Below are 13,205 nucleotides of genomic sequence, written 5' to 3'. Positions count from 1 at the left end.
ATGACTTCACCAGTGGATTTCCAGTTCGAACAGGCCTACCGGGGCGAATCCAGCCAGCTCGGCGAGGGCGCCCGCCCGCCGTGGAGCATCGGTGAACCGCAGCCGGAATTGGCCGCCCTCATCGACCAGGGCAGGTTTCGCGGTGACGTCCTGGACGCCGGCTGCGGAGAAGGCGCCATCTCCTTGGCGCTGGCCGAGCTAGGGCACACCACGGTCGGGCTGGACGCCTCCCCCACCGCCATCAAGCTGGCCCAGGCGGAAGCGCAGCGACGCGGCCTGACCAACGCAAGCTTCGCGGTCGCCGACATCAGCGACTTCGACAGCTACCCCGCTGGATCGGCCGGCCGGTTCGAGACCATCGTCGACAGCACCTTGTTCCACTCGATGCCCGTCGAGTTGCGCGAGGGCTACCAGCGGTCCATCGTGCGCGCGGCGGCGCCGGGTGCGTCGTACTTCGTGCTGGTCTTCGACAAGGCGGCGATTTCCGAGGGGCCGATCAACGCCGTCACCGAGGACGAGTTGCGTGACGTCGTCGCCAAGTACTGGGTGATCGACGACCTGCGTCCCGCGCGCATCCATGCCCAGCTGCCCGCGGACGTGCCCGAGATGCCCGGCTTCGATGCCCGCGAGGAATCCGACGGCCGCAAGTCGGTCGGCGCGTGGCTGCTCTCGGCTCATCTGGGCTGATAGCGGGCGTGATCGCAGACCCGGGTCCAGGTGTATAGTCCGTCTAATGAAGGCATTTAAGCTGGGTGCTTTCGCGGCCATGGCGGTCGCCGCTATCGGAGTGGCGGCACCCGCCCAGGCCGACGACTACGACGCCCCGTTCAACGCTCAACTGCACACCTATGGCATCTACGGCCCCCAGGACTACAACGCCTGGTTGGGCAAGATCAGCTGCCAGCGCATCGAGCGCGGCGTGGACGGGGATCCCTACAAGTCGGCCACTTTCCTGCAGCGCAATCTGCCGCGGGGCACCACCCAGGGGCAGGCGTTCCAGTTCCTGGGCGCGGCGCTCGACCACTACTGCCCCGAGCAGGTGGGCTTCTTGCAGCGGGCGGGCACGTAACAGCTCGCGGCTTACCGAGGCCGCAAATCTGTAGAGGACTCGCGAGTAGAGCCCTGCGAAAAACGCAGGCTCAGTGCGCGCTCAGAGCGGCTTGTACGCCGCGTGCAACGCCACGATCCCGCCGGACAGATTCCGCCACCGCACCGCTGACCATCCCGCGCGGGTGATCTCCTGCGCGAGCGCCTCCTGATCGGGCCAGGCTCTGATCGACTCCGCCAGATAGACATAGGCATCGGGGTTGCTGGACACCGCGCGGGCCACCCGCGGCAGCGCCTGCATCAGGTACTCCTTGTACGCGGTGGCGAACAAAGGGCTTGTGGGAGTGGAGAATTCACACACCACCAGCCGGCCGCCCGGCCGCGTGACCCGCGCCATCTCGCGCAGGCCCGCAGCAAAGTCGGCCACGTTGCGCAACCCGAAGCTGATGGTGACCGCGTCGAACACCTCGTCGGCGAACGGCAGCCGGGTCGCGTCGCCGGCGACTTTCGGCACATCGCGAGCGCTGCCCGCGGACAACATGCCGACCGAGAAATCCGCGGCCACACACCAGGCCCCGGACTTCGCCAACTCGACCGTCGACACCGCCGTTCCCGCCGCCAGATCCAGCACCTTCTGCCCCGGCCCGATCTTGAGGGCCGAGCGGGTAGCGCGCCGCCAGAACCGGTCCTGGCCCAGCGACAGCACGGTATTGGTGATGTCGTATCGGCGGGCGACCCCGTCGAACATCGACGCGACGTCCCGGGGATCCTTGTCGAGGTCGGCGCGGCTCACCTCTGAGACGCTACCCGGCCGCCGGCAGGGGGAATTCGTCGCCGGTCAATGCGTTGCAAGACTGCGTGAGCGAAAAAGTTTGGTTTATCACCGGTACATCGCGGGGCTTCGGACGTCAGTGGGCCACGGCCGCACTGGAACGTGGCGACAAAGTGGCCGCCACGGCACGCAACACCGCCTCGCTGGACGACCTGGCAAGTCAGTACGGCGACGCGTTGCTGCCGATCCGGCTGGACGTCACCGACAGGGCTGCGGACTTCGCCGCCGTCAAGCACGCCCACGAGCACTTCGGGCGCCTGGACATCGTGGTCAACAACGCCGGCTACGGGCAGTTCGGTTTCGTCGAGGAGGTGTCCGAGCAGGATGCGCGCGACCAGATCGAAACCAACGTGTTCGGCGCGCTGTGGATCACCCAGGCCGCATTGCCCTACCTCCGGGCGCAGCGCAGCGGGCACATCATCCAGGTCTCGTCGATCGGCGGCATCACCGCGTTTCCCGACGTCGGCATCTACCACGCCTCGAAGTGGGCGCTGGAGGGTTTCTCGCAGGCGCTGGCCCAGGAGGTCGCATCGTTCGGCATCCACGTCACGTTGATCGAGCCCGGCGGGTTCGACACCGACTGGGCCGGATCGTCGTCCCGGCGCGCCGAACGCCTGCCGGAATATGCCGAAGTGCACGCCAAGCAGGACGAGTGGCGCAAACAGCGGTGGGCGGCCCCGGGTGACCCGTCCGCGTCAGCGGCGGCGGTGCTGAAGGTGGTGGATGCGGAAGAGCCGCCGTTGCGGGTCTTCTTCGGCGCCTCGCCGCTGGAGACGGCCCGGGCCGACTACGAGAATCGGCTGCGCACCTGGGAAGAGTGGCAACCGGTGGCTGAGCTGGCTCAGGGCTAGGTTTTCACGCGTACCGGCGGGCGGGCCGTTCGGGACGCGCCAGCACGGCCTCGTAGTGGCCGAGCAGTTCGTCACAGATCACCGACCAGCTGCGGCCGAGCACGCTGCGCCGAGCGGCCTGCGAATAGCGCTGGCGCTCGGCCAGCAGGTGCTCGACGGCCCCGGGCAGCCGCGTCTCGAACTCGGCCACCGGCAGCAACAGGCCGGTGCGACATGGCGCGACCAGGTCGCGCGGGCCGCCGGCGTCGGGGGCGATGACCGGCAACCCCGACGCCAGCGCTTCCTGCACGACCTGACAGAACGTCTCGTGTTCGCCGGGATGCACGAAGACGTCCATGCTGGCGTACGCCGCCGCGAGCTCGGCACCGTACAGCGCACCGGTGAAAATCGCTGTGGGCATTGACTTCTCAAGTTTGGCGCGATCGACGCCGTCGCCGACGATCACCAGCCGCACGGTGCCGGCGCCGGCGAGCACCGCGAGCCGTTCGACGTGCTTCTCCGGGGCGAGCCGACCGACGAACCCGACGACCGGCCGGCCGTCCGGAGACCACTGCCGGCGCAGCGCCTCGTCCCGCGCGGACGGCGCGAACCGAATCAGGTCGACGCCGCGCGCCCATCGGTGGACTCGTGGGAAACTTTGTGCGGCAAGAACTTCCATTGTCGGGGTGGACGGCGCCAGGGTACGGTCGGCGCGACTGTGCAGGTGCCGGAACCATGCCCACGCGGCCCGCGTGGTGATCGGGATGCCGTAGCTGGCCGCGAAACCCGGAACGTCGGTCTGGTACACGGCCACCGTCGGGACGCCGAGCCGGCGCGCGGCCAGCATCCCGCCGTATCCGAGTAGCGCCGGCGAGGCGAGATGTACCACGTCGGGATCGAATCCGCGCAGCACGCGCAGCAGACGCGGGGTGGGCACGCCCAGCGGCAGCGTGGTCACCTTGGGAAACATCCGCGCTGGCGTCCGGTGGATCCGCACACCGTCGTGCACGCGATCGGCACGGGTCTCACCGGGCGGGTTGTCCGGGGCGATGACGAGGGCTTCGTGACCGGTGCGGCGCAGATGCTCGAGAACCCGGACCACCGAGTTACTCACACCGTTGACCTGCGGCAGGAATGATTCGGCGACGATTGCAACGCGCACGCCACCACAGTGGCAGTAGCGCCTGTCGGCCAGGTTGCCGCCTGGAATACGCGACGCGAAATCTGTCCGCGCTAGGAGTCGGCCCGGTTCAGCCGCTTGTCCAGCACCGCCAACAGGATCAAGGCCCCCGCACCGATCAGCCAGGCCACCACCGCGATAGAGCCCGCCGGGATGATCGCCAGGCCGGCGTTGCGGTGCTGTACCCGCACCAGGTTCGGGTCCTTCTTGTTGTATTCGACGTAGATCCGCATGCCGGTGGCCAATTCGGACGGGTAGAGCACGCCGAGTTCCGGCCGATACGTGACGCGGTCCGGGGTGACGAACTCGATGGTCGAGCGCCGCGGGCTGGCGCTGAGCACCTCGGCCTGCGCGACTCCCATGTTGCGTTTGATCGCCAGGTCATTACGCCACGCCCCGGCCACCAACAGCACCGACTGCAGGGTGACCAGAAGTATGACGATCAACACGGTGATGCGCGCCCAGCGCACCACCATCCTGGGCCGGGTATCCGGCAGCTCTTCGCTGGTTCCGTGAATCAGGATGCGCAGCAAGTCTTTCGGCGATCTGGCGAGTCGTGTCACAACGCGGCCTTGATGGCCGCGTGCAGTCGCCGCAGCGACGACCGGTCCGCCTTGACCTCCAATACCCGCATGCCGGTGCCGGGCTCGTCGAGGGCGGCGGCCAACTGGTCCACCTCGATCTGGCGACTCTCCACGTGGTACGCGCGGCACAGCGCGCCCACGTCGACGTCGTGCGGGGTACCGAAGACCCGTGCGGATACGTCGGAGAACCTCGGGTCGCCCTGCTCGAGCAGTTCGAAGATGCCGCCGCCGTTGTCGTTGGACACCACGATGGTCAGTTGCCGTGGGGTCGGTTCGGTGGGCCCGATCAGCAGCCCCGAACTGTCGTGCACGAAGGTGAGGTCCCCGATCAGTGCGACCGTGCGCGGCGGCGCATCGGGATTGCCGACGCGCTCGAACGCGAGCGCGGCCCCGATGATGGTGGACACGGTGCCGTCGATTCCGGCGACGCCGCGGTTGGACCGCACCTGAATGCCGCGGGCGTCCAGCCCGACCAGCGCGGCGTCGCGCACCGGGTTGGATGCGCCCAACACCAACTGGTCACCGGGTCGCAGCGCGTCGGCGACCGCGGCGGCGACGTGCAGACCGGTGGTGAGCGGGTGCTCGGCCAGTTGCCCGCGCACCGCGGCGACGGCGTGCTCGTTGAGTTCGGCGCAGCGGCGCAGCCAGGCCGGGTCCGGCGTTCCGGTGGTGACGGCGCGGGTGCCGGTGGCCTGCGAATTGCCCGAGACGTCGGGCCAGCGGGGCCCCGTGGTCAGCGCGAACACGGGCACCGCCGCATCGGCCAGCAGCGCCGACACCGGCCGGTGCAGCGTGGGGCGACCCAGCATGATCACCTGCTGGGGACGCAACAGCGGCAGCGCCAGCGGATGCAGCGGGTTGGCCGCCGGCGGCGCCGTCGGCTCGGCGACGGTCGGCAGGTCGGCCAGGTTGGGGTGCGTGCCGGCGCCGTGGCCGGCGATGACGACCGTATCGGGCGTGAGGTCGATGTCCAGCGGTTGATCGAAGGTGACCGGCGGGGTGTAGGTCCACGGTTTCCCGTCGGGGCGCCCCGCCGGAGTCGGCGCATTCAGGTGCTCGACATCGGGCACCAGAGGTTCGCGCAGCGGGATGTCGAAGTGCACGGGACCGGCGTTCGCTGTGCGAGAACCCATGGCGGCCACCAATACTCGGCAGGTTGCCGAACGCCAGGTGGCATTGAGGGCGGGCAACCGCTCGGCCACATCTTCGGCCAGGCCCAGGCTGATGGTGGCCCGCACCTGGGAGCCGAAATAGCCGAGTTGCTCCATGGTCTGGTTGGCGCCCGTGCCCAGCAGTTCGTAGGGCCGGTTGGCGGACAGCACGATCAGCGGGACCCGGGCATAGTTCGCCTCGACCACCGCCGGCCCGAGGTTGGCTACCGCAGTGCCCGACGTCATGGCGATGCACACCGGCGCGTTCGCGCCGATGGCCAGGCCGATGGCCAGATAGCCGGCGGTCCGTTCGTCGATGCGCACGTGCAGCCGCAGCCGGCCCGCCCGGTCGGCGTCCTGCAGTGCGAATGCCAGCGGCGCGTTGCGTGAGCCGGGACACAACACCACGTCGCGGACGCCGCCGCGAATCAATTCGTCGACGACGACGCGCGCCTGGGTCGTCGAGGGGTTCACCTCTACAGGGTGTCACAACCGGCCTTGTCACAACCGGCCACCGCTCGTCGATCGAGCCGATCAGTAGGATTTGCTGTTATGCCGCTGGCCGATGGCGACGTCTTTGCCGGTTTCACCATCGCGCGACTGCTCGGCTCCGGGGGGATGGGCGAGGTTTACCTGGCTCAACATCCCAGGCTGCCGCGCTGGGACGCGCTGAAAATCCTGCCCGCCGCGCTCACCGACGATGCCGACTTCCGGCAGCGCTTCAACCGGGAGGCCGACCTGGCGGCCGGCATGTGGCACCCCAACATCGTCGGCCTGCACGACCGCGGCGAGTTCGACGGTCAGCTGTGGATCACCATGGACTTCGTCGACGGCACCGACGCGGCTCGGGCGCTGCGGGAGGACTTCCCGTCCGGCATGCCCGAGCATCTTGTGCTGGACATCGTCACGGCCGTCGCCGACGCGCTGGACTACGCCCACCAGCGCAACCTGCTGCACCGCGACGTCAAGCCCGCCAACATCCTGCTCACCCACCCCGGGCCGGACCGGCAGCGAATTCTGTTGGCAGACTTCGGTATTGCCCGTAGGACGGATGACATCGGCGGGCTGACGACGACGAATGCGACGGTCGGTTCGATCGCCTACGCGGCGCCCGAGCAGCTGATGGCCGAGCCGTTGGACGGACGTGCCGATCAATATGCGTTGGCCGCCACGGCTTTTCACCTGTTGACCGGCGTGCCGCCATTCGAGCACTCCAATGCGGCGGCGGTGATCGGCAAGCATCTCACCGCGCCGCCACCACTGGTATCGCAGCGCCGACCCGAGCTGGCGCGGTTGGATCCCGTTCTGGCCAAAGCGATGTCGAAAGATCCCGGGCAGCGCTTCGCGCGCTGTTCGGATTTCGCGCAGGCACTTCGCGCGGCGGTCATCGGGCCGGCTGTCTATCAGTACCCGACCCAGCCCGCGATGCCCTGGCCCCCCGCGCAACCCATGCCCGCGCGGCCGCGCTGGCCGGCGATCGTGGTCCCGTTGGTCCTGGTGGTGCTGCTGCTCGGCGCCGCCGGCTTCGCCGCGACGCAGCTGCTGCGGCCGGAACCCAGATCCACCGCGGCGCCGCAGTGGCAACCGTATGTCGACTACGGCAAGCAGTTCGCGCTGTGGCTGACCACTGTCAGCGCGAAGTCGGCGAAGAGCGACGTGCAACGGCTGCTGGACGGGTCGACCGGTGAATTCCACGATGATTTCGCGAAGAACAGCGCCAATTTCACCGAAGTGCTGGTGCAGGCGAACACCGTCACCACCGGGTCGGTGAAATCCGCCGGCCTGCAGTCACTTACCGGCACGACAGCCACTGTGCTGGTCGCCGCGAGCTCGACGAGTTCGACGAACAGCCAGCCCAGCCAGGAACCGCGGAGCTGGCGTTTGCTACTGCGGGTCGAGAAGTCGGGCAGCGATTACCGGGTGTCCAACGATTACAAGGTGTCCAAGGTGGAGTTCGTCCCATGACCGCCCGACGCGTCACCTGGTGGCTGCTCATCGTCGCGTTGAGCGCCGCAACCATCGCCGCGGCGTCGGTGGGGGCTTGGCAGCTGGTGGCCAAGAGCCGGCCGACGGTGCCGGTGGCCGACAAGGCTTCCGCTCGCCAGGCGGCGATGGTGGCCGCGACCACCGGGGCGGTCAGGGTGCTGAGCTACACGCCCGACACCGTCGAGGACGACGTCAATGCCGCCAAGGCCCTGCTGACCGGCGATTTCCTGAAAAGTTATGACCAGTTGACCAGCCAGACCGTCATCCCCGGCGCGCGTGCGCAGCGGATCACCAGCAACGCCACCGTCGCGCAGGCCGGGGTGGAAAGCCTGGACGACGACTCCGCGACGATCCTGGTGTTCGTCGACCAGAAGACGACCGGCAACGACCGGACGGAGCCGACCCTGACCGCCAGTTCGGTGCGCGTCGGATTGACCAAGGTGCGGGGCAGCTGGCTGATCGACCGTTTCGACCCGGTCTGATCAGGCTTTGTCTTTCTATGCCTTCGTGCCGGCGAAGAATTTCAGCATCGCGGCATTGACCGCCTCCGGCCGCTCCAGGAACCCTAGGTGCCCGGTGTCCGGGACCTGCAGGTAGCGGCCGTTGGGCAGCGCGTCGGCGACCTCGCGGCCCAGGTAGGGCGGCGTAATCACGTCGTCGGAGAACCCGATCACCAGCACCGGCGCGGCGATGTTGCGGTAGGCGGGCAACCGGTTGGTCTGCGGGGCGATGTCCAGCTGGCAGCGGTAGCCGGGAGTGAGCTTGGTCGGCCACATGCTGAACATGGCGATCCAGTCGGCGATGGCCGCGTCGTCGTTCAGGGTCTTGCGGGAGAAGTTCTCCACCAAGCGGGTTTTCGCGTCGTATGTGGCGGGCAGTCCGTGACCGGCGGCATCGAGGTCGGCCTCGGCCTGGTGAAAGAACTGGCGGGTGCGGTCCAGCCGGCCGCGGGTGGCCATCAGCACGGCCGAGCTGACCAGTTCGGAGCGGACCACCATGAGTTCCTGTGCGATGTAGGAGCCCATCGACACCGCGACGATTCGCACCGGACCGACGCCGAGGGATTCGATCACGGCCGCGGTGTCGTTCACCACGGTCTGGGTGGTGAAGCCTTCGGCGTTCTCGGTGGCGCCGATCCCGCGATTGTCGAAGGTGACACAGCGATACCCGGCCGCCAGGAACGCCGGGACCTGGTGCAGGTGCCAGGTGCGTCCGGCACCGCCGCGGCCGGAAATGAAGACAACCGGCTCACCGGTCCCCTTGTCGTCGAAAGCCAGGTTGATCACCCGATCGACGGTACAAGCAACGGGTAGCAGGTCTTGACCCGGTCGATCCACCACTGTCGCCGATCCGCCGGCGCCCGCAACGCTTCGAGCCGGGCGGGATCGGGTGTCACCGGACCCACCGGAAGAAACCCGTCGACGGGCGCGACCGGATCGGCGACGTCGTCGACGAAGAGCCGGCCGGTACCCAGTCCGCAGGCGTGCCGCAGCTCCGGCAGGGCAGCCGCGGCCGCCAGACCATGGCCGATCCCGACGGCGGAGTCCAGCGCGCTGGACACCACGATCGGGATGTCGATCTGCGCGGCGACCCGCAGCATGGCCGAAATACCGCCCAGCGGAGCAACTTTGAGCACCGCGACGTCGGCGGCGCCGGCCCGGACCACCGCCAGCGGGTCCTCGGCCTTGCGGATGCTTTCGTCGGCGGCGATGAGCACGTCGACTCGGCGGCGCAGCTCGGCGAGTTCGGCGACCGTGGCGCAGGGCTGTTCGACGTATTCCAGCGGGCCGTCAGCGGTCAGCGCCGAGGTGGCCTTAACCGCTTCCTCGACGCTCCAGCCGCCGTTGGCGTCCACCCGGACCGTCGGGACCAACTCCCGGACCGCATTGACCCGGTCGACGTCGTCGGCCAGGCGCTGTCCCGGCTCGGCGACCTTCACCTTGGCGGTGCGGGCCCCGGGAAATCGGGCCAGCACGGCGGGCACCTCGGCGGCCTCGACGGCCGGCACCGTCGCGTTGATCGGGATGCGGTCGCGTCGCGCCGGCGGCGACTCGGCGTAGGCGGCCTCGATCCCGGATGCCAGCCAGTGCGCGGCCTCGGGCGGTTCGTATTCGACGAACGCGCCGAACTCACCCCAGCCGGCCGGGCCCTCGATCAACGCCAGTTCCCGGGTGGTGATGCCGCGGAACCGCACCCGCATGGGCAGCGCCACCACGTGCAGGCGGTCCAACAGGTCCTGCAACGGCGGCATCACTGCCCGTAGACCTGCCTACCGGCCAGGAACGTCGCCCGCACCTCGAGGTCGGCGATCTGCTCGGGCGGCACCGCCCGCGGGTCGGCAGACAACACCACCAGGTCCGCGTACTTGCCGACCTCCAGCGAGCCGGTGACGTCGTCGGCGAACAACTGCCAGGCGGCGTCGATGGTCTGCGCCCGGATCGCCTGCTCGACGGTCAGCCGCTCCTCGGGCGCCAGCACCCGTCCGCTGGGGGCCACCCTGGTCGCGGCCACGCTGATGTTGCGCAGCGGCTCCTCGGGCGTCACGGGCGGGTCGTTGTGCAGCGAGATGCGCATGCCGGTGGCCACGGCGGAGCCGGCCGGCATCCAGCGGGAGCCGCGTTCGGGCCCGAACAGCCCGTCGACGATGACGTCACCCCAGTAGTGGATCTGGTCGACGAAGATGCTGCAGGTGACCCCGAGCGCGGCGGCGCGCTGCAGCTGCTCGGGCCGGATGGCGCCGACGTGCTCGAGCCGCAGCCGGTGGTCTTCGCGCGGGTGCTGGCGCAGGGCTTCTTCGTAGACGTCGAGGATGGTGTCGACGCCCGCGTCGCCTTGGACGTGGCAGGCCATCTGCCAGCCCATCGGCAGGTATGCGCCCACGATCTCGGTCAGCTGCTCCTTGGTGTAGTTGGCGCAGCCGCAGGAACCGGGTGTGATGCCGGCCGACCGGGTGGCGGCGGTGTCCAGGTAGGGGAACGACAGCGCGATGTTGCCGATCCACGGCGAGCCGTCCACCCAGATCTTGATGCCGACCTGGCGCAGCATGTCGTCGCCCTCGCCCGGGGTGGCGTCGGTGGCCATCCGCGCGTTGGAGACCTCGTAGGTGCGCAGCCGCACGGTGAGGTCGTTGCGCAGCTGCTCCACCATGGGCTTGAACGTCGGGTCGAAGGCCATCTCCGAGCACGTCGTCAGGCCTGCGCGGTTCAGGCGCCCACACTCCGCACGCAACATGTCCGGGTAGTTGCCCGCCTGGATCGCGCCGCCCAGCAATGGGAAGACCGCGCCGATCTCCTCGGCGGTGCCGTCGAGTTCGCCGTCGGCCGTGCGGCCGTACTTGGCGCCCTTGGGGTCTTCGGTATCGCGCGTCAGGCCGTTGAGTTCCGCGGCGCGCGAGTTGAAGAACGCCTTGTGGCCGGAGTTGTGGATGATGACCAGCGGCCCGTCCGGTGCGATGTCGTCCAGCCAGCTCAGCGTCGGGTCGGGCAACCCGGGTTGCAGCAGCGCGTCCCAGCCGTTGAGGTAAGCGCCTTCGGCACCACGACGCGCGGCCTCGCGCCGGATCGTCTCGACCACATCGTCCGGGTCGCGGACGGTGACCGGCCGGATGTCGACGATCCGGTCCGACAGCGCGATCGCCTCCATCAGGGGGTGACCGTGCGCCTCGATGAAACCGGGCATCACGCAGCCGTCGCCGAGGTCGATGGTCTGCGTGTCCGGTCCCAGGTACTGCTCGATGTCGGCGCGGTCGCCGACGGCGATGATCCGGCCGTCCGCGATGGCGAGCGCCTCTGCCGTCGGGCGGCTTTCGTCAACGGTCAGTACGGTTCCGGTGAAGACGGTGTCAGCGGCGCTCATGTGGGCAAATCCTACTGACCGAGGGCGCGAAAAAGCCGAATTGCAACACGTTCTAGTCTTGGATCATGAGTCGCGCCAGCGACGATGCAGAGCGAAGCGATGAGGAGGAGCGGCGCCATGAGTGTCGATTTGTTGCGCAACCCGACCCACAACGGCCACCTGCTGGCGGGCGCACTCAAGCGCCACAAGAACCGCCCGGTGCTCTTCCTCGGCGACACCACCCTGACCGGTGGTCAGCTCGCCGAGCGGATCAGCCAGTACGTCCAGGCATTCGAGGCCCTCGGCGCCGGTTCCGGCGTCATGGTCGGCCTGCTGTCGCTGAACCGGCCCGAGGTCCTGATGATCCTCGGAGCAAGTCAGACGCAGGGTTACCGGCGCACCGCCCTGCACCCGCTCGGCTCACTGGATGACCACGCCTACGTGCTCAACGATTCCGGCGCCAGCGCGCTGATCATCGACCCCAACCCGATGTTCGTCGAGCGCGCGCTGGGACTGCTGGAGAAGGTGGACTCGCTCAAGCAGATCCTGACCATCGGCCCGGTGCCGGAAGCGTTGCGCGGCGTGGCGGTCGACCTGTCCGCCGAGGCGGCCAAGTTCGAGCCCAAGCCGTTGGTGGTCGCCGACCTGCCGCCGGACAACATCGGCGGCATGGCCTACACCGGCGGCACCACCGGCAAGCCCAAGGGTGTCATCGGCACCACGGGCAATATCGCCGCCATGACCCAGATCCAGCTGGCGGAATGGGAATGGCCGGAACACCCGCGGTTCCTGATGTGCACGCCGCTGTCGCATGCGGGTGCGGCGTTCTTCACTCCCACCGTCGTCAAGGGTGGCGAGATGGTGGTACTGGCCAAGTTCGATCCGGCCGAGGTACTGAGAGTCATTGAGGAACAACGCATTACGGCCACCATGCTGGTGCCGTCGATGCTGTACGCGCTGATGGACCACCCGGATTCGCACACCCGGGACCTGTCCTCGCTGGAGACGGTCTACTACGGTGCCTCGGCGATCAACCCGGTGCGCCTGGCCGAGGCGATCCGCCGCTTCGGCCCGATCTTCGCCCAGTACTACGGCCAGTCCGAGGCGCCGATGGTGATCACCTACCTGGCCAAGGCCGATCACGACGAGAAGCGGCTGACCTCGTGTGGACGCCCGACGCTGTTCGCGCGGGTGGCACTGTTGGGCGAGGACGGCCAGCCGGTGCCGCAGGGTGAGCCGGGCGAAATCTGCGTCAGCGGGCCACTTTTGGCGGCCGGCTACTGGAACAAGCCCGAGGCAACAGCCGAAGCGTTCAAGGACGGCTGGCTACACACCGGCGACATGGCCCGCGAGGACGAGGACGGCTTCTACTTCATCGTCGACCGGGTCAAGGACATGATCGTGACCGGTGGCTTCAACGTGTTCCCCCGCGAAGTGGAGGACGTGATCGCCGAGCACCCGGCCGTCGCGCAGACCTGCGTGGTCGGGACACCCGACGAGAAGTGGGGCGAGGCCGTCACCGCGGTGGTGGTGTTGCGCTCCGACGCGGCCCGCGACGAGGCGGCGATCGAGGTGATGATCACCGAGATCCAGGCCGCGGTCAAAGAGCGCAAAGGCTCGGTGCAGTCACCCAAGCGGGTGGTGGTTGTCGACGCGCTGCCGTTGACCGGGCTGGGCAAGCCCGACAAGAAGGCGGTGCGCGCGCAGTTCTGGGAGGGCGCCGGCCGCGCGGTGGGCTGATCGGTGCGCCGAGCGTGAAGC

General features: G+C 68.7%; 13 protein-coding genes. 6 read left to right on the top strand and 7 right to left on the bottom strand.

Annotated elements, in window-relative coordinates:
* Together C0J29_RS04930 and C0J29_RS04925 are read left to right on the top strand one after the other, a co-directional pair.
* Positions 1–687 carry a class I SAM-dependent methyltransferase gene (locus C0J29_RS04930; RefSeq protein ID WP_065162262.1) on the top strand — a complete coding sequence of 229 codons (687 nt, stop codon included), beginning with the start codon at positions 1–3 and terminating at the stop codon, positions 685–687.
* A gap of 46 nt (positions 688–733) precedes the next feature.
* On the top strand, positions 734–1,069 hold the full coding sequence (locus C0J29_RS04925) for a DUF732 domain-containing protein (RefSeq protein WP_065044621.1): 336 nt from the start codon (positions 734–736) through the stop codon (positions 1,067–1,069).
* An 81-nt stretch (positions 1,070–1,150) separates the two neighbouring features.
* Here C0J29_RS04925 and C0J29_RS04920 read toward each other — a convergent pair whose 3' ends face one another.
* Positions 1,151–1,840 (bottom strand): demethylmenaquinone methyltransferase, encoded by a 690-nt coding sequence (locus C0J29_RS04920; RefSeq protein ID WP_065044620.1) that lies wholly within the window; start codon positions 1,838–1,840, stop codon positions 1,151–1,153.
* Between the two features lie 65 nt (positions 1,841–1,905).
* Here C0J29_RS04920 and C0J29_RS04915 point away from each other — a divergent pair, with 65 nt between their 5' ends.
* On the top strand, positions 1,906–2,730 hold the full coding sequence (locus C0J29_RS04915; protein WP_065162263.1) for an SDR family oxidoreductase: 825 nt from the start codon (positions 1,906–1,908) through the stop codon (positions 2,728–2,730).
* Positions 2,731–2,734: 4 nt separating this feature from the next.
* On the opposite strand, the gene C0J29_RS04910 is transcribed toward C0J29_RS04915, so the two are convergent.
* The 3 genes from C0J29_RS04910 to menD form a co-directional block, all read right to left on the bottom strand.
* Positions 2,735–3,871: a glycosyltransferase family 4 protein gene (locus tag C0J29_RS04910; protein ID WP_065162264.1), complete on the bottom strand. Its 1,137-nt coding sequence runs from the start codon at positions 3,869–3,871 to the stop codon at positions 2,735–2,737.
* A 71-nt stretch (positions 3,872–3,942) separates the two neighbouring features.
* Positions 3,943–4,422, bottom strand: a complete 480-nt coding sequence (locus C0J29_RS04905; protein ID WP_065162265.1) for a DUF3592 domain-containing protein — start codon at positions 4,420–4,422, stop codon at positions 3,943–3,945.
* A gap of 26 nt (positions 4,423–4,448) precedes the next feature.
* Positions 4,449–6,098 carry a 2-succinyl-5-enolpyruvyl-6-hydroxy-3-cyclohexene-1-carboxylic-acid synthase gene (gene menD / locus C0J29_RS04900; RefSeq protein WP_065162266.1) on the bottom strand — a complete coding sequence of 550 codons (1,650 nt, stop codon included), beginning with the start codon at positions 6,096–6,098 and terminating at the stop codon, positions 4,449–4,451.
* Positions 6,099–6,176: 78 nt separating this feature from the next.
* Here menD and C0J29_RS04895 point away from each other — a divergent pair, with 78 nt between their 5' ends.
* Both C0J29_RS04895 and C0J29_RS04890 read left to right on the top strand, forming a co-directional pair.
* Positions 6,177–7,589 carry a serine/threonine-protein kinase gene (locus tag C0J29_RS04895; RefSeq protein WP_120791677.1) on the top strand — a complete coding sequence of 471 codons (1,413 nt, stop codon included), beginning with the start codon at positions 6,177–6,179 and terminating at the stop codon, positions 7,587–7,589.
* Positions 7,586–8,092: a hypothetical protein gene (locus C0J29_RS04890; RefSeq protein ID WP_065044614.1), complete on the top strand. Its 507-nt coding sequence runs from the start codon at positions 7,586–7,588 to the stop codon at positions 8,090–8,092. The genes C0J29_RS04895 and C0J29_RS04890 overlap by 4 nt, the downstream gene beginning before the upstream one ends.
* 15 nt (positions 8,093–8,107) lie before the next feature.
* Here C0J29_RS04890 and C0J29_RS04885 read toward each other — a convergent pair whose 3' ends face one another.
* From C0J29_RS04885 to C0J29_RS04875, 3 genes are read right to left on the bottom strand one after another with little or no spacing between them, the layout of a single operon-like run.
* Positions 8,108–8,896 carry an alpha/beta fold hydrolase gene (locus C0J29_RS04885; RefSeq protein ID WP_065044613.1) on the bottom strand — a complete coding sequence of 263 codons (789 nt, stop codon included), beginning with the start codon at positions 8,894–8,896 and terminating at the stop codon, positions 8,108–8,110.
* Positions 8,893–9,861, bottom strand: a complete 969-nt coding sequence (locus C0J29_RS04880) for an o-succinylbenzoate synthase (protein WP_120791676.1) — start codon at positions 9,859–9,861, stop codon at positions 8,893–8,895. Before C0J29_RS04880 ends, C0J29_RS04885 begins: the two co-directional genes overlap by 4 nt.
* Positions 9,861–11,465: an amidohydrolase gene (locus C0J29_RS04875; RefSeq protein ID WP_065162268.1), complete on the bottom strand. Its 1,605-nt coding sequence runs from the start codon at positions 11,463–11,465 to the stop codon at positions 9,861–9,863. The genes C0J29_RS04880 and C0J29_RS04875 overlap by 1 nt, the downstream gene beginning before the upstream one ends.
* A gap of 84 nt (positions 11,466–11,549) precedes the next feature.
* On the opposite strand from C0J29_RS04875, the gene fadD8 reads away from it, so the two are divergent.
* Positions 11,550–13,184, top strand: coding sequence for a fatty-acid--CoA ligase FadD8 (fadD8, locus tag C0J29_RS04870; protein WP_370530875.1), 1,635 nt, complete (start codon positions 11,550–11,552; stop codon positions 13,182–13,184).
* Positions 13,185–13,205: the final 21 nt, after the last annotated feature.

It is taken from the genome of Mycobacterium paragordonae (genome assembly GCF_003614435.1).
Classification (GTDB): domain Bacteria; phylum Actinomycetota; class Actinomycetes; order Mycobacteriales; family Mycobacteriaceae; genus Mycobacterium; species Mycobacterium paragordonae.
The sequence above is the reverse complement of the archived record's forward strand: the minus strand, read 5'-3'. Positions and strand labels throughout refer to the sequence as shown.

What these genes read in the sequence shown, in the direction of transcription:
- C0J29_RS04880 (WP_120791676.1), bottom strand. Translation starts at nt 9,861, where the DNA reads ATGCCGCCGTTGCAGGACCTGTTGGACCGCCTGCACGTGGTGGCGCTG.
- C0J29_RS04875 (WP_065162268.1), bottom strand. Translation starts at nt 11,465, where the DNA reads ATGAGCGCCGCTGACACCGTCTTCACCGGAACCGTACTGACCGTTGAC.
- C0J29_RS04930 (WP_065162262.1), top strand. Translation starts at nt 1, where the DNA reads ATGACTTCACCAGTGGATTTCCAGTTCGAACAGGCCTACCGGGGCGAA.
- C0J29_RS04925 (WP_065044621.1), top strand. Translation starts at nt 734, where the DNA reads ATGAAGGCATTTAAGCTGGGTGCTTTCGCGGCCATGGCGGTCGCCGCT.
- fadD8 (WP_370530875.1), top strand. Translation starts at nt 11,550, where the DNA reads ATGCAGAGCGAAGCGATGAGGAGGAGCGGCGCCATGAGTGTCGATTTG.
- C0J29_RS04890 (WP_065044614.1), top strand. Translation starts at nt 7,586, where the DNA reads ATGACCGCCCGACGCGTCACCTGGTGGCTGCTCATCGTCGCGTTGAGC.
- C0J29_RS04895 (WP_120791677.1), top strand. Translation starts at nt 6,177, where the DNA reads ATGCCGCTGGCCGATGGCGACGTCTTTGCCGGTTTCACCATCGCGCGA.